The sequence below is a fragment of the Hydrotalea sp. genome, from assembly GCF_049968455.1.
Taxonomy (GTDB): domain Bacteria; phylum Bacteroidota; class Bacteroidia; order Chitinophagales; family Chitinophagaceae; genus Hydrotalea.
Genome location: NZ_JBMFQT010000018.1, coordinates 21,297 through 44,360 on the forward strand (window position 1 = coordinate 21,297; position 23,064 = coordinate 44,360).

Annotated in this window: 17 protein-coding genes; 10 read left to right on the forward strand and 7 right to left on the reverse strand. The window is 36.1% G+C overall.

The annotated features are described in order from the left end of the window. Positions 1-8 precede the first annotated feature (8 nt). The 7 genes from rpsM (at position 9) to aroQ (ending at position 5,134) form a co-directional block, all read left to right on the forward strand. A complete protein-coding gene (gene rpsM / locus ACP5P5_RS11905) occupies positions 9-389 on the forward strand; it encodes a 30S ribosomal protein S13 (protein ID WP_428286338.1) in 381 nt (126 codons plus the stop codon). Between the two features lie 150 nt (positions 390-539). Then, positions 540-950, forward strand: coding sequence for a 30S ribosomal protein S11 (rpsK, locus tag ACP5P5_RS11910; RefSeq protein ID WP_111297173.1), 411 nt, complete (start codon positions 540-542; stop codon positions 948-950). 90 nt (positions 951-1,040) lie between these two features. After that, positions 1,041-1,646, forward strand: coding sequence for a 30S ribosomal protein S4 (rpsD, locus tag ACP5P5_RS11915; protein ID WP_428286339.1), 606 nt, complete (start codon positions 1,041-1,043; stop codon positions 1,644-1,646). Between the two features lie 78 nt (positions 1,647-1,724). After that, positions 1,725-2,726 (forward strand): DNA-directed RNA polymerase subunit alpha, encoded by a 1,002-nt coding sequence (locus ACP5P5_RS11920; RefSeq protein ID WP_428286340.1) that lies wholly within the window; start codon positions 1,725-1,727, stop codon positions 2,724-2,726. 82 nt (positions 2,727-2,808) lie between these two features. Next, positions 2,809-3,357 carry a 50S ribosomal protein L17 gene (gene rplQ, locus ACP5P5_RS11925; RefSeq protein WP_428286341.1) on the forward strand — a complete coding sequence of 183 codons (549 nt, stop codon included), beginning with the start codon at positions 2,809-2,811 and terminating at the stop codon, positions 3,355-3,357. A 134-nt stretch (positions 3,358-3,491) separates the two neighbouring features. Then, complete coding sequence (gene carA / locus ACP5P5_RS11930) at positions 3,492-4,601, forward strand: glutamine-hydrolyzing carbamoyl-phosphate synthase small subunit (protein ID WP_428286342.1); 1,110 nt, start codon at positions 3,492-3,494, stop codon at positions 4,599-4,601. A gap of 113 nt (positions 4,602-4,714) precedes the next feature. Then, the gene (aroQ, locus tag ACP5P5_RS11935; RefSeq protein WP_428286343.1) at positions 4,715-5,134 is read left to right on the forward strand and encodes a type II 3-dehydroquinate dehydratase; all 420 of its coding nucleotides are present in this window, start codon (positions 4,715-4,717) and stop codon (positions 5,132-5,134) included. A gap of 27 nt (positions 5,135-5,161) precedes the next feature. On the opposite strand, the gene ACP5P5_RS11940 is transcribed toward aroQ, so the two are convergent. Further along, the gene (locus ACP5P5_RS11940) at positions 5,162-6,385 is read right to left on the reverse strand and encodes a glycosyltransferase family 9 protein (protein WP_428286344.1); all 1,224 of its coding nucleotides are present in this window, start codon (positions 6,383-6,385) and stop codon (positions 5,162-5,164) included. A gap of 309 nt (positions 6,386-6,694) precedes the next feature. Between ACP5P5_RS11940 and ACP5P5_RS11945 the strand changes: the two genes are divergently transcribed. Continuing rightward, positions 6,695-8,236, forward strand: a complete 1,542-nt coding sequence (locus ACP5P5_RS11945; RefSeq protein WP_428286345.1) for an ArnT family glycosyltransferase — start codon at positions 6,695-6,697, stop codon at positions 8,234-8,236. 10 nt (positions 8,237-8,246) lie between these two features. Here ACP5P5_RS11945 and ACP5P5_RS11950 read toward each other — a convergent pair whose 3' ends face one another. The 5 genes from ACP5P5_RS11950 to ACP5P5_RS11970 all read right to left on the reverse strand — a co-directional run bounded on the left by ACP5P5_RS11950 (position 8,247) and on the right by ACP5P5_RS11970 (position 18,115). Then, positions 8,247-12,959, reverse strand: a complete 4,713-nt coding sequence (locus ACP5P5_RS11950) for a translocation/assembly module TamB domain-containing protein (RefSeq protein ID WP_428286346.1) — start codon at positions 12,957-12,959, stop codon at positions 8,247-8,249. Positions 12,960-13,134: 175 nt separating this feature from the next. Then, entirely contained in the window at positions 13,135-13,803 is a 669-nt protein-coding gene (locus ACP5P5_RS11955) for an HAD family hydrolase (protein ID WP_428286347.1), read from the reverse strand. Between the two features lie 32 nt (positions 13,804-13,835). After that, on the reverse strand, positions 13,836-15,587 hold the full coding sequence (ggt, locus tag ACP5P5_RS11960) for a gamma-glutamyltransferase (RefSeq protein WP_428286348.1): 1,752 nt from the start codon (positions 15,585-15,587) through the stop codon (positions 13,836-13,838). Positions 15,588-15,741: 154 nt separating this feature from the next. Further along, the gene (locus ACP5P5_RS11965; RefSeq protein WP_428286349.1) at positions 15,742-17,274 is read right to left on the reverse strand and encodes an OmpP1/FadL family transporter; all 1,533 of its coding nucleotides are present in this window, start codon (positions 17,272-17,274) and stop codon (positions 15,742-15,744) included. A gap of 55 nt (positions 17,275-17,329) precedes the next feature. Further along, positions 17,330-18,115, reverse strand: a complete 786-nt coding sequence (locus ACP5P5_RS11970) for a hypothetical protein (protein ID WP_428286350.1) — start codon at positions 18,113-18,115, stop codon at positions 17,330-17,332. Between the two features lie 170 nt (positions 18,116-18,285). Here ACP5P5_RS11970 and proS point away from each other — a divergent pair, with 170 nt between their 5' ends. Continuing rightward, the gene (gene proS / locus ACP5P5_RS11975; protein WP_428286351.1) at positions 18,286-19,764 is read left to right on the forward strand and encodes a proline--tRNA ligase; all 1,479 of its coding nucleotides are present in this window, start codon (positions 18,286-18,288) and stop codon (positions 19,762-19,764) included. Positions 19,765-19,829: 65 nt separating this feature from the next. Further along, positions 19,830-20,543: a tRNA pseudouridine(55) synthase TruB gene (gene truB / locus ACP5P5_RS11980; RefSeq protein WP_428286352.1), complete on the forward strand. Its 714-nt coding sequence runs from the start codon at positions 19,830-19,832 to the stop codon at positions 20,541-20,543. 99 nt (positions 20,544-20,642) lie between these two features. On the opposite strand, the gene ACP5P5_RS11985 is transcribed toward truB, so the two are convergent. Beyond that, entirely contained in the window at positions 20,643-23,063 is a 2,421-nt protein-coding gene (locus ACP5P5_RS11985) for a BamA/TamA family outer membrane protein (protein ID WP_428286353.1), read from the reverse strand. Between the last annotated feature and the right edge of the window lies 1 nt (position 23,064).

The following is a 23,064-nucleotide window of genomic DNA, read 5'->3' on the forward strand; positions in this document are numbered from 1 at the left end:
ATTTAGATATGGCTCGTATTGCCGGTATAGATTTACCCAAAAACAAAAGAGGCGAAATAGGTTTAACCTACATTTATGGTATTGGCCCCTCAACTGCCCGCTATATTTTAGACAAATGTGGCATTGATTACAATAAGAAAGTTAGTGAGTGGAATGATGATGAGTTAACTGCCATCAGAAATACCATTACTAATGAGTTTAAGGTTGAAGGTCAGTTACGTAGTGAAGTACAAATGAGTATTAAACGCTTGTTGGATATTGCTTGCTACAGAGGCTTACGCCATCGTAAAGGATTACCTGTTCGTGGCCAGCGTACTAAAACCAATAGCCGCACTCGTAAAGGTAAACGTAAAACAGTTGCCGGTAAGAAAAAAGCAGCTAAGAAATAAATAATTGGAATTTCCCTGTTATTCAGGGAAGTTTCTTTTTTTATAGGATGTAGTATTGGATACCTGAACAAACAGGAGGAGAATTACATCCGAACTTCTTTAATGAAGTTTTCAAACATCAATTTTTAACGATCACCTACAAAAAAAGTTATGGCAAAAACACAAAAAGCACAAAACAGCGCTAAAGCTGCAGCCAAAAAAAGAATTGTAAAAGTAGATGCTGCCGGCGATGTACACATCAGCGCTACCTTCAACAACATTATTATTTCTTTTACCAATAAGCAAGGCCAGGTAATTAGTTGGTCATCTGCAGGTAAAATGGGTTTCCGTGGTTCTAAAAAGAATACTCCATATGCTGCACAAATGGCTGCTGCCGATGCTGCAAAAGTTGCTTCAGAAGCCGGTTTGAAAAGAGTGGATGTTTATGTAAAAGGACCTGGTGCCGGTAGAGAAGGTGCTATTCGTTCTATTGCTCAAAACGGTATTGAAGTTACATCTATTAAAGATATTACCCCCATACCTCACAATGGATGTCGCCCACCCAAACAACGTAGAGTTTAATTATTTTATTTAATAAACAAGGAGCAGGTATTGATTTTAGATTTTTAATGATACTTGTTCGTCATCAAAAAATCACAAATTTTATTCATTATGGCAAGATACACAGGTCCAAAAACCAAAATTTGCAGAAAGTTTGGCGAACCCATTTTAGGAAATGCCAAATACTTAGACAAAAACAGTAATCCTCCTGGGCAACACGGTGCTTCTAAGAAGCGTAAAACTTTAGGCGAATATGCTTTACAGTTAAAAGAAAAGCAAAAGGCCAAGTATACTTATGGTGTTTTAGAACGTCAGTTCCGCAAACACTTCGATGAAGCTTCACGTATGAAAGGTGTAAAAGGTGAAAATTTAATTAAATTATTAGAAGCTCGTTTAGACAATACAGTTTATCGTTTAGGTTTAGCGGCTTCTCGTCCTGAGGCTCGTCAATTGGTTGCTCACAAACACATTACTGTGAATGGTGAAACCATGAACATTCCTTCCTATATATGCAAACCCGGTGATATTATTGGCTATAAAGCTAAAAGTGCTGTAAACTCTTCCATTACCAGCAAGGTTCGCGGAAAAAATGCCAAGATTAGCTGGTTAGATTGGAATGAAACCGAGAAAAAAGGTACTTTCATTACCTACCCTGAAAGAGAAGCGGTTCCAGAAAACATCAAAGAACAATTAATTGTGGAATTGTATTCTAAATAATTTTTTCAGCACATTCTTACAAACCAAATTTTTCAATCTTGTATTAAGATTGATGAAAAATAAAAACCAAGTTTTAATATGGCCATATTAAACTTTCAAAAGCCCGATAAAATTGTTTTACAAAAAGCAACAGATTTCGAAGGCTTATTTGAATTTCGCCCACTTGAACCAGGTTATGGTTTAACTGTTGGTAACGCTTTGCGTCGTGTATTATTAAGTAGCTTAGAAGGTTTTGCCATTGTAGGTATTAAAATTGATGGAGTAGATCACGAATTTGCTACCATTAAAGGCATTACTGAAGATGTTACTGAAATGATTCTTAACTTAAAACAAGTTAGAATTAAACGTACAACAGATCAAGATGTTACCTCTGAAAAAGTTACCTTGTCTGTAAAAGGTGTAACTGAATTTACCGCAGGTATGATTGGTGCTGCAACTGCCAGTTTTCAGGTAATGAATCCTGATTTGGTTATTTGCACCATGGATACTACCGCAAAATTAGACATTGAATTAACTATAGCAAAAGGTCGTGGCTATGTACCTGCTGAAGAAAATAAACCTAAAGATGCAGCTTTCGGTTACATTGCCATCGATTCCATTCACACACCTATAAAGAATGTTCGCTATTCTATTGAAAACTATCGTGTAGAACAAAGAACTGACTTCGAAAAATTAATTTTAGAAGTTGCTACTGATGGTACAATTCATCCTGAAGAAGCTGTTAAGCAAGCATCCCGCATCTTAATTCAGCACTTAATGATTATTACCGATGAAAATATAACTTTCGATAATAAAGAAGATAAGAAAGAGGATGTAGTTGATGAACAAGTTTTACAGTTACGTAAAGTATTGAAAACTCCTTTGGAAGATTTAGATCTTTCTGTACGTGCTTTTAATTGCTTGAAGGCTGCTAAAATTAACTCATTAAGTGAATTGGTTCAATACGAACAAGAAGACTTAATGAAGTTTAGAAACTTCGGTCAAAAATCTTTATCTGAAATTGAGCAAGTTTTACACGAAAGAGGATTACACTTCGGAATGGATTTACAAAAATTAGGATTAGATAATCTTGATAACTAAAACAGAAATGTTCGAATAAACATTTCAATTTATTCACAGCTTATAATTCCTGACACGGTATAAGCTTCAAAATTTAAAAGTCATGCGTCACGGAGACAAAATTAAAAACCTAGGCCGTAAAAAAGCACACAGAGATGCGCTTTTGGCCAACTTAGCCACCGCCTTAATTACACATAAGCGCATTGTTACTACTTTAGCTAAAGCTAAGGCTTTACGTACTTATGTTGAGCCTTTATTAACAAAAACTAAAAAGGGTGAAACAAAAGAACAAATTAGCCATCAGCATAGAGTTGTATTCAGCTATTTAAACAACAAAGCAGCAGTAAAAGAATTATTTACAGTTGTTGCACCTAAAATAGTTTCTCGTCCCGGTGGTTATACTCGTATTATTAAGTTAGGCATTCGTCCCGGTGATAACGGTGAAATGGCAATGATTGAGTTGGTAGACTTCAACGAAATTTATGGCAAAGCTGTTAAAACTGCTACCGAACCTGCTAAGAAAACAAGAAGGGGTCGTCCTAAGAAATCTGCTGAAACTGCTGCTGAAACTTTAGCTGCAGCTACTGAAAGCACTTCAACTGAAGCAGCCGCTCCGGAAGCAACTTCAACCGAAAATAAAGCCGCTGAATAAGTGAATACTTTAATAAAATATCAAAGCAAGACTTTACCGTCTTGCTTTTTTTATGTTTGCGCGTATTTGAGGAAAACTTTTTTCAGTAAAACACCAATAAAACATTTTTATTTGCACAACAATTTCCATTAAATATGAACCAGGAACAACGCCCCGCCATTTTATTATTAGCCGATGGTACTATATTACATGGTTTTGCTTTTGGCAAAATAGGTACCACCTCCGGAGAAATTTGTTTTAATACCGGTATGACAGGCTATCAGGAAGTATTTACCGATCCCAGTTATGCAGGGCAAATTATTATTATGAATAATGTGCATATTGGTAATTATGGGGTAAAAAGTTCTGACATAGAAAGTAATAGTATAAAAATTAAAGGTTTAATTGGTAGGAATTTAGAAGAACAATATAGCCGTTATTTAGCAGAAGCTTCCTTGCAACAATACTTGGAGCAAAATGGAATAGTTGCTATTGAAGGTGTTGACACTAGGGCATTAGTAACACATATTCGTACCAAAGGTGCCATGAATTGTGTTATTTCATCAGAAATAACCGATTTGAATGAATTAAAGAAGGTGTTAGATGCTTGTGTTGATATGAATGGTTTGGAATTAGCCAGTACTGTTAGTACCACTGAAATTTATGAAATGGGGAACCCCGAAACAGCCAGTTGTAAAATTGCTGTTATTGATTATGGTGTTAAACACCATATTTTAAAAAACTTAGAACAACGTGGTGCTTATTTAAAAATATTTCCTGCTAAAACACCCATAGCCACTATTCAGGAAATGAAACCCGATGGTTATTTCTTATCCAATGGTCCAGGTGACCCAGCAGCTATGCCTTACGCTGTAGAAACAGTAAAAGCTTTATTAACTGAAAACAAACCTTTATTTGGCATTTGTTTGGGTCATCAATTATTGGCACTAGCCAATGGCATACCTACCTTTAAAATGCACCATGGCCATAGAGGATTAAATCATCCGGTAAAAAACGTAATTACCGGTAAATCGGAAATTACAACACAAAATCATGGATTTGGAGTAGAACCCAATGCAGTGAAAGCACATCCGGATATAGAAATCACTCATATCAATTTGAATGATGAAAGTATTGAAGGTATTCGTTTAAAAAATAAACCTGCATTTAGTGTACAATATCATCCCGAATCAACACCGGGACCACATGACTCTCGTTATTTGTTCGACGATTTTATTGCACTAGTGCAACAGCATAAAAACTAAGTAAATTTATTGCTTTACCACTACTAACCCATATTGTAAACTATTTTAGCAATATGGGTTTTATTTTGTAATATTTGCAAAGACCATTTTAAAACAATTAATATTTGCATAATATGAAAATTGCCATTATTAATGGACCTAACTTAAATTTATTGGGAAGGCGCGAACCTGATGTGTATGGTAGCCAAACTTTTGAAGATTATTTGCAACAGTTAATAGGTAATTTTCCTAACATAATGTTTACCTATTTTCAAAGCAATGTGGAAGGCGAATTAATTAATGCATTACAAGAATATGGATTTACCTATGATGGTATCATATTAAACCCGGGTGGATATACGCACACTTCCGTAGCCATTGGCGATGCAATTGCCGCCATTAAAGCCCCCGTTATTGAAGTGCATATTTCAAATGTACATGCAAGAGAAGATTTTCGAAAAATTTCTCACATAAGTGCTAAAGCAAAAGGCAGCATTATTGGCTTGGGCTTAAAGGGCTATGACTTGGCTGTTCAGTTTTTAAGTGAACAGTAAACTTTTCATTATTTTAAATCAACCAACTTATACTAATTTTTGTTGCTGTAAAAAATTGTGCAAATAACCCCATACCATTTGTGTAGGAATTCCACTGATGCAGGGGCGGGTAATACACGTGGTTTTTCTGTGGTTAGTGGCACTTACACAGGGCGAACAAGGTAAACCCAAATAAATAGGGGTGGCATTTCCACCCAATGGTAAATATAAATGCGGAGTTTCCGGGCCAAAAATTACAAACACTTTTAAATTAGTAACAGCGGCAAAATGGGCAGGGCCTGAATCATTGGTTAGCATGAATTGTGCTATTGAATACAAAGGAACCAATTCTTCAAATTTAAAGGTGCCGGCAGAGTTTACAAAACGTTCATCATTTACCATATTCACAACATTGGCTACATACTCATACTCCGCTGCGGCGCCTGTTGCCAATACAATGCAAGTTTTGTCGGCCTGTAATAATAATTCAGCAATTTCTGCAAAGCGTTCTGGTAGCCATTTGCGTTGAGGTAATAAGTCAGATGCGTTTACATTTAACAGGTAAATCGGCTGATTGGTGTAAGCAGGGTAAAGCTGTTTTATTTTAGCTTTTACTTGTTGCACTGCTTCTTCATCTATTGCTGCTTTTTGTAATTGAATGTCATTAAAATGAACAGGGGTAGTGGAATAGAAAGTATCATGATAACCCAATGCAGTATTAATTAATGAATAGAAATTTACGGCTATGTGTACATGCGGATTATATCGAACCGGGTAATTGATTAGGTTCCCCCTATACAAGCCTTCATCGTGCGGACTGGCAAACCCCACTCTTGATAATGCACCTGAAAAAAAAGTAAGTATGGCGGTAAATCGGGAAAATAATTCTAAATCAACCACAGTTGTTATTTTTTTCTTTCTGCACCAACCTATAAACCGAAAAACATCAACTGTTAAAACAAAAATATTTTCCGAACGCATTTTGAAAATATGATCAGCAGGAACTGTATTCAATATTTCCAAACTTTTACTATTCGATTTGAAAATGGCAAAAAATATATCTGCTTGTGCTTCTTGTTGTAATTTCCGCATGGCAGGGTCAACAATGATAGCACTACCCATTTCCGATAATTCGATAAAAAGGGTGCGCTGTAAGTTAGGTTTCGCTGGAATTTTTCTAAAAATTTGGGCTACAGAAGCTACAATAGACAATAGAAAAGTAAGGGGGACTCCCGCATACCTATCTATTTCCCGCATGGTATCTACTTTCATGTAAATTTTATTTTTTAGCCCAGCTGTTTGTACTAATTTAATTTGCTTCAATCATTATTGCTTTGAAAATAATGTATATATTCAGCTATTGGAATATTATCAAATTTCAATGCAAATGCACGTAATAGCTATAGTTGCAAACAGTTGGGGCTACTTTATTTAAAATAATACGGTGAATTGAAAGTGCAAAAGTAAGAAAATTGTAGTGTTGCTTATGCGAACCTTCTTATAGGGAGGGAAGAAACTGATTTTTTACAAAAGAGTCTGTTCCAATTACAACAATTATTTTTGCTGAATTAAATAAAGTTCATGCAGGCAATTTCATACAACAAATTAGTTTATCGACTCATTTTTATCACAATCGTCATCAAAATAGTCCTCTCTTTATTTGTAGAATTGGGTATTGATGAGTCATATTATTGGATGTATGCGATTCAGCCCGATTGGAATCATTTCGATCATCCTCCCATGGTTGGATTTTTAATTGAATTATCTACTTTACATATGCATTGGGTAAACGATGTAAGTATGCGTTTAGGTGCTATCATATCCGGTTCAATTGCCACACTATTTATTTTTAAAACAGGAAAATTATTAAAGAATGAAAAAGTAGGATGGTACGCTGCTCTTATTTACAATTGTGCCATTTATACCGCTATTATTGCCGGTATGTTTATTATGCCCGATAGCCCACAAATGATATTTTGGACGGCTGCTCTATACATCATGGCGGTATTTATTATAAATAATAAAGAAAAATCGCTTACATTGTGGCTTTTGCTGGGATTAATGATTGGGCTGGCTTTATACAGCAAAGTACATGGTTTGTATTTGTGGGCCGGTTTTGGATTATTTATTTTAATTAAAAGACCTAAGTGGCTGTTGAATTACCGATTTTATGTAAGTGTAATCATCAGTTTATTATTTGTGGTACCTATAATTTGGTGGAATGTTCAAAATAATTTTATAACCTATCGTTACCATTCTGAAAGGGTTACCCATACGTCCTTACATATAGATGATTTTTTACGTGAAGTGCTAGGTGAATTTGCTTATCAAAACCCGTTGATATTTGTACTCATTGTAGTGGCTTTAATTTATACCATTAAAAATCGAAAAGTTATTTTCAACAATGCCATTAACACTTGGTTAGTTTGTATGAGTATTCCCATGATTGCGTTGTTTTGGGGTATTTCCTTATTCAATGCAACGTTGCCGCATTGGAGTGGTCCAGGTTATATTCCTTTATATTTTTTTGCTGCTGTTTATTTGCAAGAAAAATCGGTAAAAGTTGTGCCTGCATTTTTAAAAACGGCTTATGGTTTATTGCTGGGTGTTTTAATATTAGGTGTATTAATAGTTCAATTAGCGCCTTTTAACTTAGGTAGTCAGGATAAGGCCAACTTTGGGGAATATTGCCCAACGTTAGATGTAAGTGGTTGGAATCATTTTAGCCATGAGTTAGATACTTTAATGGAACATGATATTACAAAAGGCATCATGAAGCCTGATGCACCTATTATAGTGGGAAAAATGTTTCCGGGTGGACATTTAGAGTATTACACGCATAGAATAACAGGCCACAGAGTGTTAGCCATTGGACCCTTAGATGAAATTCACAAATTTGCATGGTTGAATAAAGATAGAAAGCCCTTGCAAATTGGTGATGATGCCTATTGTGTTGTGCCCTCAAACTTGCCTTTCAATCCTAATGAAGCTTTTGCGCAATATTTTTCTGTTATTGAGCAACCGGAAGTAATACCGCAAATACGGGGCGGAAAAATAGTTCGTTATTTTTATATATATAGAATGAAAAACTGTAAAGCATTACCACAACCCATAGCTTTATAGTTTATCTTATTTAGTTGTGCAAAGTACTGTCGGAAGCGGGAGGCTGTAAGGTTTTGTTTTTCTCGCGGTTACCGAATATTTTTTCAAAATCTTTTTTGTAGGAAATACCGGCACCTTGTCTGCTGGTGCGCCCTAATGCACCTGCATTAATATCAAGACTGTTTTTACTAAATATAATGGCACGTAATTGTCTGTCTTTGGTTAAAACAATTTCCAGGTTAAAATCGGGAAGCCATTGAAAGTTGCCACTTTGCGCTGCGGCACTGATACCAAAATCAAAATCACCACCAAAGCTTACAATAACATTATCGTTAAAGAAGCTTTTGCCCACTTTAAAATTAATGCGACTTCTATCTAACGTATTCGAACCTGTACCAATTCCTGCACCCGTTGCACTTGACAAAATATCGCTGCTGCTATATACAGATGTACCTAAATCTACTTTCAGGCTTTTGTCTTTTGTTATTTTATATACAATATTCGATACTGCTTTATTCAATTCTTTGGTAATGATTTGCGAAATAGTATTTACGCCAAGGTTAGTAAAAGTTGTATTGGCTCCACCAATATCACCATAAGGTGCAAAACGCTCTAATACAATTAGGTATGTAACCTGCTTTAGCATTTCGTTTTGGTTGTTTTCAATACGATTGATGAATTCACTGAAAGTTGGGTCAGTTTTCAATGGGCTTCCCTGTGGAAAATCTAGTTTAAAAGAAATATCCGGATGACTGAGTCGGTTGCGTAATTCCGCAACTACGTAAACGGTACCCCGATAGGCACGACTAGTTCCACTAAATTGTCCGGATTGGTTACTAATCAAATCATTCACGCTAATGTTTTCTGCAGTGTATTGGGCATCAATGTGCACGTCGGCATTGAAAGGATCTCCATTCCATTCAATGAAATTACCGGCGTCAGACTTTAAAATAAAGGGTTTTCGAATGAATGATTGAAAGTTAAAATCGTAACTACCTTCTTCAATATTGTATCTTCCTCTTATCGTTAAAGGGTTGCGAGTACCCACTCTAATTCTAAGCCTACCATTACCTTTCGCTTTAATTACATCACCGCTAAGAGGATCTAGAATAACATCGACATTTAATTTGTTGTTGGCCGATAAATCTAAATCAACCAATAAATTAAAGTTGCTGTTTTTGTTTTCATTCACCATTTCTGTACCATAGGTTTTAAAAACAATAAAATCAGCATCACCACTTTCTTTACTAACGGTATTGGGTATATATATGTGCGAGGGTTCATTAATATCGCCGATAACGGTTAATCGTGCATTTTGTTCAGGCCCTTTAAAGCTAAGTGTTGCTTTACCCGTAGCGTTTCCATAAAACTGGCTATTATCAACGGCTTTTGTGTTTAGCATAATTAATTTGTTGGTAAACAAATCAAAGTCAAATGCCAAATCGGTAAATCCTTTTTCATAAAGCTTACCCTTTACCAAACCGGTGTTATTTAAACTATCTTTTATATAAAATTCATTGAAGTTTATGCCATCATTTTCAAATACAATGTTAGCAGAATCAATGGTGTAGTAAACTTGTGTGTATAATACATTCAGTGCTGCTTTCTTTAAAACAATATTGCCGCTTAGTTCCGGCTCTGAAGGATTGCCCTGAATAATTAAATTACCTGTTCCATACCCCTTAATTCTATTAAAAATGTCACCAATAAATTGTTCTACATAATTAATTTTTGTGTGTTGCAGTTGAACGTCTACATACAAAGGTCTGTTGGTTGAATCTTTTGTTTTATAGTATCCGTTCGCATTTATGTTGTACTCTTTATTCGGTGCTATTACTTTAAAGTCTAGTTTTCCCGACTTGCTGGCAAATACTGATTCAATATTAACAATGCCTACTGAATCATCATTCAATCTAAATTGGCGTGAGTTAAGTTTGGCCTCGGCAGTAAAATGGCCGTAAAAATCGCGTAAGTATATTTCACCATTGGTAATACCTTCCAGTTTGGGATTCTTTAAAAACAGTGCAGTAATATCACCCAAGTAAATATTTTTAAGTTTTACAATTAGGTTATTGGTGTTACCGCCTTCTTCTTCATCGGTTTCTACAGTAATTTCCTGAAAGCCTTGAATAAATTTCACATTGTTAGCCGATACAAAATTTTTGCGCATTACAATTTCCCCTTCTTTATCAAGATTCCATCTTTTTTCATTTAATATAAAGGAAGAAGGGTTAAAGTGTAGTCTTACTCCATCATTTAGGGTAAATACATCCGCATTTAAATATACATTTTTTAAAACATTGTTGGTGCTGGTATATAAATGCACTACTGAATTGTCATTCGCCGATTTTACTAATATTTGTGTGTTAGGAAATGCAAGGCTATCTTTTATTTGAATAGCACTGATATTGCCATTTAATAGCAAACTATCGTAGTTGCCAACGCATTGCATGTTGATGCCCGAAACGGTATAAATATCATACTTGGCGTAGGGGATAGAAGCAGACAGTTGAAACAAACTATTTGCAGTATTTACACGGCCGGAAATATTCATATCATTTAATCCGGCAATTTTTTTATCGTAAATTTTTAATAAGGGTTCTATGTAATCTGTTTTAAGGCTAACCGTAAAATCTTGATTTGGTGCAACATTTGAAGGTAATTCGAAATAAGCAGGATAATAGCGATGTAAAAACGATTGAAAACTATTTGGTAAATCTAGTATCGTAAATTTACCGGCAATCATTCCATTAAAATTATTACTGCCTACTCTCAGGAATTTAATTGAATCAGCAGCATATCCGGAAGTTACATTCAGCGAATCGAAGCTTAATTGCGTATCCGCGGAGGTAATGGTGGCATTTAAAAATTTTGCACTACCTAAAAACTGGTCAATTGTTTTACCGGTAAAATAAATATCCAACAAGCCGGTTAATTGCAAACTATCTTTGTAAAAATTCAACACTTTTAAATTGGCATTTACCAAGTCGCCCAAAATATTGAAGCTGGGATCCGGTTTACTCAAATCAACTTCCACATTACTGTTAAAGTTCATGTTGGGATCATCAATCTTCACTTCACCATTAAAATATTTTTTTTGGAAGGTACCATTTGTAGTAATGTTTGAATAAGTATAGCTATTAAAATCGAGTGAAGCAATTTTACCTTCAATTTGTGTTTTTACTTTATCAATTGCAAAGTTGCTACCTGCAATTTTTCCCGTAAAATCAACATAACCTAATTGATTAATGCGTAAAAATTCTCCTATATTAAAATGATTCGTGGTAATATTACCGGAATAGGTAATGTCTTTTTTGGGTGGAATTTGCATGGTAACATCGGCAGCCACACCACCTAAGCCCGAAGTGATAGTTCCCATTGCAGTAAAGTTGTAAATAGTGCCATTAAAGTTTCCTTTAAACATTGCATCGCCCAATGTAGTAAGGTCTGGTACATTGATGTTTTTTACAACAGGTGCAAAAAAAGTAATATCATTATAGTTGGTTTTAATAACGCCATTATTAAAATGAATGGTGGTTTTGTTCAGGTCGGGTAAGCCTTTCATGGCTAAACTACCACTAATATAGCTGTTACTACCAACTCTGCTAAATAAGTCATTCACCGAAAAATTTGCTACTGTTCCATCGAAATGTCCATTTAGTACAATTTGTTTTTTCCAGTCTTTCAATTCGGGAGCAAAGTAGGCTATATCATCGGTGTTCACAGAAGCATCATTAAAACGAGCTACCATAGTTACTGAAGTAATGTATTCACTAAAATCATCATTAAAGTGTTTAAACTTCATGGCATAGTAGTTCGTTAATCTGCTTCTGTTGGTTAATAAGTCTAAATCGGCTAATTCAATAATATGAGGATTGATGGTTAATTTGGTTCTTAATTTTTTAATTTCTATGCCACTGCGTTCATGCGCGGCAAGGGTTAGATTGCATCTCAGCGTATCTTTAATTAAACTAATATTATTAAAGTCGCCTGTTAGTCCATGAATGTATATGTGGCTTCCATCAAAATAGGGTAATGGCTTATCTTGATTTCCTTGAATAGAAAGCGTTCCATTTTTTAGATGCAATTTTTTTAAGTGTACCAGTAAATTGCCGGTATTCAATTGTAAACCCGTATCAGGTGTATTGCTTTGTTGGTCTCTTATTCTGATAGAATCGGGCCTTAAAGCAGGCATATCAATAATTTCGAAGAAAGGTTTATCAAGGTTTAATTGGTTTATAGAAAAAATGCCTTTGTTTAAATTTATATTGTCGGCATCTAGCAATAAAGAATTTAATTGGGCAATCATTTTTTCCCCGCGCCATTCATCGTTTTTAATAAAGCGAATATTATTAAGTTCTAATTTTTTTAAATTTAGCGTAATGCCATTTTTGTTGCCGGATGATTTGGGTGAAGCAAAGTGATCAATGATATATTGAAAATTCCAAGTACTGTCTTTTCGGTTTATATTCACATAGGCATCATCTAAACCTATATACTTCAAATCGGCAGAGTCTTTTAGAAAAAACCAGTCGGTGATTCTTAATTTCAAAGCACCTGCATATAGAAGGGTATCTTTTTGTTTATCATAAACTAAAGTGCCGTCTAAATTTACTTTATTAAAAAGTGTAAAATTTACTTTTTGTATGCGCACTTCACTGCCTAATGCTTTCGATAATTTTTTGGTAGCAATTCCTACCAACCAATTTTGAACAAAAGTGGTTTGTATGGCAATGAAGGCCAATAATATAAGTGCAATTATAATGAAAACACTGCGCCTTAATATGGTTAATGTTCTTTTCAGAGCAATGGGTTATTAATACAAAAAAATTGGTTTAAAAATAGGTCAAATTCAATACCAAAACTAAGGTTTCTCTGTGCTTAATAAAAAGTAATTCCGAATGAAAGTAAACATTTTGTTATATATGCACTAGTTGCTGAAGTTGTAAAAATGTTATTTCTGAAAAGTCAGTAATAATTTTATCGGCCATTGCCAATTCATTTACAGCGTGAGTAGTGGTTAGTGCAATAGTTTTTAAACCGGCTGATTTTGCCGATTGAATACCTGCAACCGCATCTTCAAATGCTATGCATTGATTGGGTGGTAAACCTAAAGCCTGGGCTGCTTTTTCATAAATTTCAGTATGCGGTTTGCCATGCATAATATGTACCGAATAAAGAATAGTTTTAAAAAAGTGTGCTATGGGTATGTGTTGCAACATAAAATCAATGTTGTCTTTAATACCCGAAGTAGCTATTACCATGGGAATATTCTTTTCTGCAAGAGTGTTCAATAAAGGAATTAATCCCTTTACAGGCTGAATATCAGGCGCATAAATTTCCCGATAAATGGCCTCTTTTTCATCAGTTAGGCTTTTAATGGATGCTGCATCTATATCAGGCCCAAAAATATATTTTAAAACATCTGCATTTGTTTTACCATTAAACTGCTTTAAATATTCTTCTTTGGTAAGCATGGGTAAATTTCTTTTTTTGTAAAATTCCTGCCATGCCTTTATATGATAATCGTTATTGTTAATAATAGTGCCATCTAAATCAAATGCCACGCCGAAAGGAGGTATTGCCATAAAAAAATATAAATATAATAGTCATAATAAAGTTAATAACCGGCCACTGCATCATCGCCACGAATATCTGCAGCAGTTTCTTTGTTACCATTGGTTAGTACCTTAATAATTTCGGTACGACCAATGGGTCCGCGTTGTTGAATTTTATAACCCATTGCTTCTAATTGCTGAATGGTGTTTTTAGGAAAATTAGGCTCTACAAAAATTACATCAGGTAACCATTGGTGGTGAAATTTTGGTGCTGCAATGGCTTGTTCTGCACTCATGTTAAATATTAAAACATCTACCAATGTTTGGAAAACTGAGGTGGGAATGGTAGTTCCGCCCGGAGTTCCGCAAACCATAAAAGGTTGATTGTTTTTCAATACCAGGGTAGGTGCCATTGAGCTTAGCATGCGTTTGCGGGGCTGTATAGCATTGGCTTCGCCACCTATGGCACCAAACATATTTGGCACACCCGGCTTTACACTAAAATCATCCATTTCATTATTCAAGAAAAAGCCGGCACCGCCTACTACTGTTCTGCTGCCGTACCAACCATTTAATGTGGTGGTAATGCTTACCATATTGCCTTCTGCATCCAAAATGCTGATGTGAGTTGTTTCATCGTGTTCAGCAATTTGGCCTTCTTTAATCATTGCACTAGGGGTTGGTTTGGTACTATCATAATTCGCCATGCGTTGTGTTAAGTAGGCGTTACTGGTTAAAGTTTTAACCGGAACTTTCCAAAAATCAGGATCACCCATGTAAGCAGCTCTATCTGCAAAGGCTCTACGTTCTGCTTCTACCATTAATTGTACCATTTTAGCCGTTTCAAAGCCATAACTAAGCAAAGGGCGATTAGCAATCATTTTCATTAATTGTTCAACAATAATACCACCACTGCTTGGAGGAGGCATACCAACAATGGTATATTCATTAAATTGAAAAGATAGCGGCGTTCTATCAATGGCCTTGTATTGTTTTAAATCTTCAAAGCTAATAATGCCTTTACCTCTTTGCATTTCGGCAACAATTAATTTTGCAGTTTTGCCTTCATAAAATCCTTTTGCCCCGTATTGACGAATACGTATCAAAGTTTTCGCCAAATCTTTTTGTACCAAAGTATCACCGGCTTTCCATGGTGTAGGTTTTACAAATGCATTGGGTTTTGTATTGTATTTAATAAAATCGGCACGTGTAGCATTTAATAAATGGGCTTCTTTTTCGCTAATTACAAAACCTTTATCTGCTAAAATAATGGCAGGTGTAATTAATTGTTCAAAGGGTAATTTGGCATATTTGTACATGGCAAAAATTCCGGCAATGCTTCCGGGAACACCACTGGCCAAATGCCCGTCTTGCGAAAGATGCATATTAGGATTACCATCCTTATCTAAATACATATTCCGTGAGGCTTTTTCAGGTGCCATTTCCCGATAATCAAGTGCCAAGGTTTGTCCTTTAGCAGTTCGGGCCACCATAAATCCACCGCCGCCAATGTTGCCGGCTTCCGGGAAAACCACTGCTAATGCCAATTGCGTAGCAATGGCAGCATCAAACGCATTGCCGCCTTTTTGCATAACTGCAGCGCCAATCATGCTGGCTAAAGGATGCGCACAAGCTACAGATGCATGCTGAAAAGTTGCATCTTTTGGAATGGTGTAATGATAGGGATCAATTTGTTTACCGGCACCTATTAATTCACTCTGACTGAAAGAAGGTTGGTAAGAACAACTTACAATTAAAACAGCAACGAAAAACTTATTCCATTGAATGGCTTTAAAGCAATTGGGTACGAGCATGGCGTTTTTTTTATGTATAGCAGTAATCAATTTATTACAGCAATTTACAGAAAATTTGCTCAGGCTCCTAAATAGCAAATGTAGTATCCTGCTTAAAAAAGAATTAAGCCTACAAGCGGTTTTGATTTACTTAAATAAACGTACTCTTGGGTAATTAAAATTTGAAACCTATTGTTGCTACTATGTTACCCAAATTGCCGGTTTGAATGGCATAAGTATTGGGCTTATCATTTAAGTAGTATGGGAAATTAGCATCCTTAACAAAGGTGTACACATAAGTTAAGTCGATGAATATTCCATGGTTTCTATATCCAATACCACCACTGGTAACAATTCTATTAGCTTTAATTTCAGATGCTGCATACGGACTACCATAATAAGCGGCACCTAACCGAAACATCCATGGGTCAAATTTTAATTCACCGCCAATTCTTGCATTAATGTTTCCTTTATAATAATTTTTTACGGTGCTATTCAATTGGCTGTAATAATCAATGCTCGATTGGTCGGCATTGGCGGCAGCACGAAAGCGAGCTCCCCGGTAATTTACATATTCCAAATCGGCACTTATAAAAGCGCGTTGTTGGTGTGTATTGGATACTTCTCTAAATACATAGCTGGCACTGGCAATGGCACGCCATGGAGTTACGATACTGTATTGACGTGTGCCGGGATTACCGCTATTTAATTCATCACTGGTTACCGTTCTAATTCCCGCATAAGATTCCGTATTGGCTGTTATAGACGAACGTATTTGGTCGTTAAAAGAAATGAGTTGTGGAGTATGTAAAGCAAATCCTATGCGCCAAAACTCTTTGGGTTTATATAGCATCCCTAATTTAAGGCCAACGCCAACTCCCTGCGATTTAAAGTTTTCCTGATAAGTAAAATTTGAAAAATTGTTATTAGGGTTATTGGTAGGGTCTGTTTCTGAATAAGTCAAATTCCGTTCATAATAAACTACCGGAACAGTTAAACTACCACCAATGTATAGTCTATCGGCCATATTACCGGCCAATCCCAATGCAATTTCATTATAGCCACCGCGAGTAGTGGCATCGTATGATTGTATAACGCCTGTTGAAATGGGTACTAAGCTTTGGTAACCTGCAACAGTTCCTCCGGGTCCGCTAAGGGTATCTATCAAAAAAGCTCGAAATGCCAATGATGAACCAAAAATATAATTGCTTAATGCGGCATTGGTGTCAGCTCTATCTCGGGTCAGCTCTTCTAAATATTGCTCAGTGAATGAGCTAACATTATTAAAACCTGTATATTGAATATGGTTATTATAGTTAGCCAATTGGTTCACTGAAATAGAAAAAGCTGTGCTGGTAAATTTGCTATCACTGTAACGACTGGGTGAGCCAATTACTAATCCGCTGGCGCCATACATAAATACGTTTTTGTTAGCAGTAGTATCAGTGCCACGATAATTTAATTTATTGTTATTCATTAAAAAGCCTGGAGATAATACCAACTCTCTTGTTTTGTATAAGCCTAAACCTGCCGGGTTAATATTGGCAGCTGTAATATCGCCACCTAATGAGGCCATTACGCCACCGGCAGCCATGCTTCGTGCAGATCCATTTTGGGTAAACCAAGCGGTTCTTAAAGCATCTTCCGGTGTTTGCGCAATTGTCCATTGACTCAATAGCAGGCATAAAAAGGGTAGTACTTTCTTCATAGATTGGCTTTGGTGCTTAATCTTATTATAATTAATTTTATTTTATTGGAGTTTCTTAATTTCTTGGCCCACGGCTTCCGGAAGCACTGCTTCCAACGCTGTTAAAGCCGCCACTTCTTCCTCCGGCATTGCTGCTTGGCGTAAAGGTGTTACCGTTGGTGTTAAAAGTTCTGGCTGGTCTGTACCAACTATTATTATTGGGCAAATTACCATTAGTAGAGGGGGATGATGAAAATACTCTTCTTACTAAACTCCCAAAATTATTGCCCGGTGCATAAGTATTGTCACTCTTCAATTGGCGTGGATAATTGTTGTTGCTATAATTCCTATTTAAATAGGCAGATAAATAACTACCTGAAGTTGAGCGGTTAATGATTGCAGGACTTTTATAACCAATTAATATAGAAGCCGGATTGTACCAACTATTCCAACCATAACCTAAGCCATAGCCATAGCCGTAACCATAAAAGGGCATCATGCCAAAACCGGTGGTATAGTAAGGGCTCCACATATTCCAATAGGGATTATAATAGGGGCTCCAATTACTCATGTAAGCCCAATTGTTATATATAGGGAAATCATAACGGCTATCATTCCAATAGCTATAATCATCTAATGGTGCCCACAAATAATAGTTACGGGCCTTCATACTCAAATAACGATCGTCGTTATAATTTTGAAATTCCTGATAACGATTTTCAGAACGAGTTTCTGCAACCATGGCATTGCCGGTGGTAGGAGAATAATATAAATCGTCGGGTGTTTGGGTTGATTTGTAAGCAGTAGTACAACTGCTTAACACTACAGCCAAACTTATTATGGTTAAAAAACTTGTTTTCATATTCATGTGTTTTACAAAAGTTCGTAATACTAAGTTACATACATTTGCTGCACTTTATTTAGTAATTAAAATTACATCAAAAATATTGCCTGTATTAAGCATTAATTAATTATTATGTTAATAATATGCCAAATGCTGCAATATTATAACAAAAAACTACACAAAAAGTTATGGCAAAAGAATTAACCTCTCGTGCTGAAGACTATGCGCAATGGTATAATGATTTGGTGATTAAATCCAATTTAGCCGATTATAGTGCCGTAAGGGGCTGTATGGTAATTAAGCCCTATGGTTATGCATTATGGGAGAATATGCGAGATGCATTAGACAGAATGTTTAAAGCCACCGGACACGTGAATGCCTATTTTCCGCTTTTTGTTCCTAAAAGTTTATTTGAAGCAGAAGAGAAAAATGCAGAAGGTTTTGCCAAAGAATGTGCAGTGGTTACACATTATCGGTTAAAAGCTGATACCGATAAACCCGGAAAATTAATGGTTGATCCCGATGCTAAATTGGAAGAAGAGTTGGTGGTTAGGCCTACCAGCGAAGCCATTATTTGGAACACTTACAAAAATTGGATACAATCTTACCGTGATTTACCCTTACTAATTAATCAGTGGGCAAATGTGGTACGTTGGGAAATGCGTACCCGTTTGTTTTTACGTACTGCTGAATTTTTATGGCAAGAAGGGCATACCGCACATGCAACAAAAGAAGAAGCGCTGGATGAAACAGTAAAAATGCTAAATGTATATGCCGATTTTGTAGAAAATTGGATGGCTGTTCCGGTAATAAAAGGTGTTAAAACACCCAATGAACGTTTCGCCGGCGCAGAAGATACTTATTGTATTGAAGCCTTAATGCAAGATGGGAAAGCTTTGCAAGCAGGTACTTCACACTTTTTAGGACAAAATTTTGCAAAGGCTTTTGATGTAAAATTTAGCGATAAAGAAAACAAATTAAGTTATGTATGGGCTACCAGTTGGGGGGTTAGTACCCGTTTAATTGGTGCCTTGGTAATGGCGCATAGTGATGATGACGGACTGATTTTACCTCCAAAAATTGCTCCTTTACAAGTAGTAATAGTACCCATTTATAAGGGTGATGAACAAAAAGCGCTTATTGCTGAAAAAGCTTTGCAAATTGTGCAACAACTTCAACAAAAGGGCATATCTGTTAAATTTGATGATAGCGAAAATGCCCGCCCGGGTTGGAAATTCGCTCAGTATGAAATGCAGGGTGTTCCCGTTAGACTGGCTTTAGGAGTACGCGACATTGAAAACAATGTGGTAGAAGTGGCTCGACGGGATACTAAAACAAAGGAGTCAGTTTCTTTAAATGGAATTGATGTTTTTATTGACAAATTATTAGTCGACATTCAAAACAATATTTATGAAAAAGCTTTAGCATACAGAAATACACACATTACACCTGTAAACACTTGGGATGAATTTATGGATGTACTAGAAAATAAAGGCGGCTTTATTTCAGCACATTGGGATGGTACTTCAGAAACCGAGGATAAAATAAAAGAATTGTCTAAAGCTACCATACGTTGTATTCCTATAAACAATGCTCAGGAAGCAGGGCAATGTATATTAACCGGTAAGCCTTCTACGCAAAGGGTTTTATTTGCCCGTGCTTATTAGTCATAAAATGATTGTTGTGTACTTTGTAGTGTTAAGTAAAATAGTGTTCATTTAAATTAGTATAGTTGAAACAAAAGCCTGTAAGTGCTGCATTACAGCCTTTTTTAGAAGGTAAAATGTTGCTGTTGAATAAGCCATTGCATTGGACATCGTTTGATGTGGTGAAAAAAGTAAGAATTGCTACCGGTATTTCTAAAGTTGGGCATGCCGGTACTTTAGATCCGCTGGCAACAGGTTTGCTTATTGTGTGTACCGGCGGTTTTACTAAAAAAATAAATGATTTTATGGGGTTAGATAAGGTATATACCGGCACCATTACACTTGGTGCAGTAACCCCATCATTCGATTTGGAAACCGAACCGGAACCGGTAGCTGATGTGCAAAATATACCTGAATCGGCTATTTATGCAGTCACTCAGCAATTTATTGGCAATATTTTGCAAATGCCGCCCCAACATTCTGCCATTAAAAAAGATGGTAAACCTTTATACCTTTCCGCACGCAAAGGCATTACCGTTGAAGTACAACCCCGGCCTATTACGATTCATGCTTTTGAAATTACCAGCATAGAATTACCAATTGTTCATTTTAGGGTGCATTGTTCAACCGGTACTTATATTAGAAGTTTGGCCAACGATTTTGGTGCTGCATTAGGTGTAGGTGGCTATTTAAGTAGCTTGTGCAGAACTGCTATTGGAGAATATACCTTGGACAATGCCATGGAAATCGCAGGTTTTGAAGCGCAAATAGCTATGCTAAAAAATACCTATAATTTATAAATGTTGTTAAGTACAAATGGTTGCCCAAAGTGCGGAACGATGAAGTGATTGCGACGCAACAGGCGATGCTATGAAAAGCAATAGTTGTTATAATACTTATTAAAATGGTAAGCCAATACCAAATTGAATCGCATAGTTATTTACAACGGCATTGCCTCTATTTTCGGTCCAGGTTAATTTATTTAACTCAGCCCAACCATCGTTGTATTGACGAGCAGGGTCTTTTAATTTGTAACCAAAATCAAGGCGCAGTAAAAAATAGGAAAAATCAAAACGTAAACCTGTACCAACCCCAATGGCCAAATCTTTGCCTAAGCGATGTAACTGAAAAACAGAATTAGGATCTGCGGGGTTGGGCGTCAAGCTCCATACGTTACCCATGTCGGTAAATAAAGCGCTGGTTAATTTAAAGGCGCTAAAGGTAAACAAGGGAAAACGGAATTCTATATTACCTTCTAAAGCCATGTCACCAAAACGTTCTTTGTAGTTGGTGTAGGAAATAGTATCAACTAAAATGGAAGAACCTAAACCCAGTTCTCTTAAACTCCATGCCCGCATGCTATTGGGTCCACCTTCAAAATATTGTTTAAAAACAGGTATGCTTTGTCCTGCTTTAGGAAAGGCAGCTCCGATAAAGAAGCGAGTAGCTAATTCGGTTTTACGATATTTTTTTAAATAACGATATTCACCTTCTGTTTTAATGTATTTAAAAATACGATCAGTATAAATGTTTAGTAAAGAAGTAAGGGTACCTGACTCCTCCACACCTAAACGAATGTAATGGCTTTTAGAAGGATCTCTGCTACTGTTAAAGGTTCTGATAGCTGAAATGGCCGACCCTGCTACATTTCCATCGCGGAAGGAGTTACGGAGAAACGGATTGTTTTTAAACAATGTATCTAAACCAGGAAGGGTATCAATTTTGTACAATTCTACATTTAAGGGTTTGAATGATATACTGGTAACGGCATTAGATTTGCGTGCATTTTTAGAAAACTCATACCCCCAGCTGGTAGTTAAAGAACGAAGTTGATAATAATCGCGGCGGTCAGTGTAGGAGCCTGCCATGGATAATAAGGTGCGTTTATTATCTGCCGACCTGAAAAACTTAGAGTCAATAACTCTGGGTATAATTAATTTAGGAAAGTTGTAAGCATGGCTAAGGCTAACTTGAAAAGTTTGTAACAGGGGGGCACCCGTAACACCGGGGTTTTGGGCTTGCCCAATATTTAGCTCTGTTCCTAAACGTAGGTTGGTTAACGATTGAATAGAGCGTTTCCAAATATTGCGATTGGTGTAGGAAAAGTTAGTAGCTATACCAAACAAGTTACCAATGGTAATGTCGCCGGTATTACGGCTGCCTTCTAAATTTACGCTATAGCTTTGTTTTGGAGCTGGCGTTAAAAATAAGAACAAGTCTAATGAATCCCTGGTATACGGTACCACCTTTCCGTCAACCTGTTGCCAGGCCGGTAAATGGCTAAGGTCGTTAATAGTTTTATAGTATTTCGTTTCACTGTACAGTTGGTCGTAGCGCAGGTAGGTATGTTCAATTAAGGGTTTGTAAATAAACCTACCTTCTTTATAGCGCATGGTTAAATGCTTGTAATTGAATTGTTTTAAATTTTTTTGCAGCATTATACTATCGGGCTGGTCGGTAATTTTTAATTCAGGATAATAATAAATATGGTGAATATAGTATTGCTCTAATATAGAGCTGTCTTTTGTTTGCCTTTGTTTAATTTCCACATTCCATTTGGGGTTTTCATATCGGGCCCTGTTGGCTTCTTCAATTAATTTGGCTTGTGTAAGCGGATCGAATGCCAATTGCAAAAGCTGTGTGTTAGTGGTATCTATTTCTGCATAAAAGTTGTCTTTAGTTATTTTATAATAACCGCTATCTCTAAACAAAAGTGTAAGCCTGTCTAACTCGTTGCTTATAATTTGTTTGGTGTATGGTGTTCCTTTTTTTAGTAGGGTTTTATTGCTGTTGGCTAAAGCCATTTTTTGTAAACTGGAATCAATAGGTTTAATGGCGGTATCAATTAGATGGTAACTTACAGAATCAATAGTAATGTTTTTCCCCAAATTAATTCGCATGATAATGGTTGCTCTAATTTGGTTTTTAACCGTATCGAATTTGGGTACTGAATCTTTAAACTGCGCATAATAATATCCTTGCGAGTTTAAATAAGCATTCATGTAACGGATGGTACGGCTAATATTGACTGTGTCGAAAACCGGAGGATTTTTTAAAACCTTACTAATTAGGGGTTGTTTAAACGAAAGTTTAATTTCGTTTATGTATCGGGCCTGTAAGCTATCATCCCAATAATTACTTAGCTCGTTTTTTAAGCGTTTTTTCTCATCTTTGGAAACCTTACCGGTTAATTCAACTTTATTGTCAAAAACAAAGGGTTTATTAATGGGGTAATTTTTTACAATAGAACAAGCAGCTAAATATACCAATAGCAGCAACAGGGAAATATATAAAAATAATTGCTTTAGTTTAAAATACATA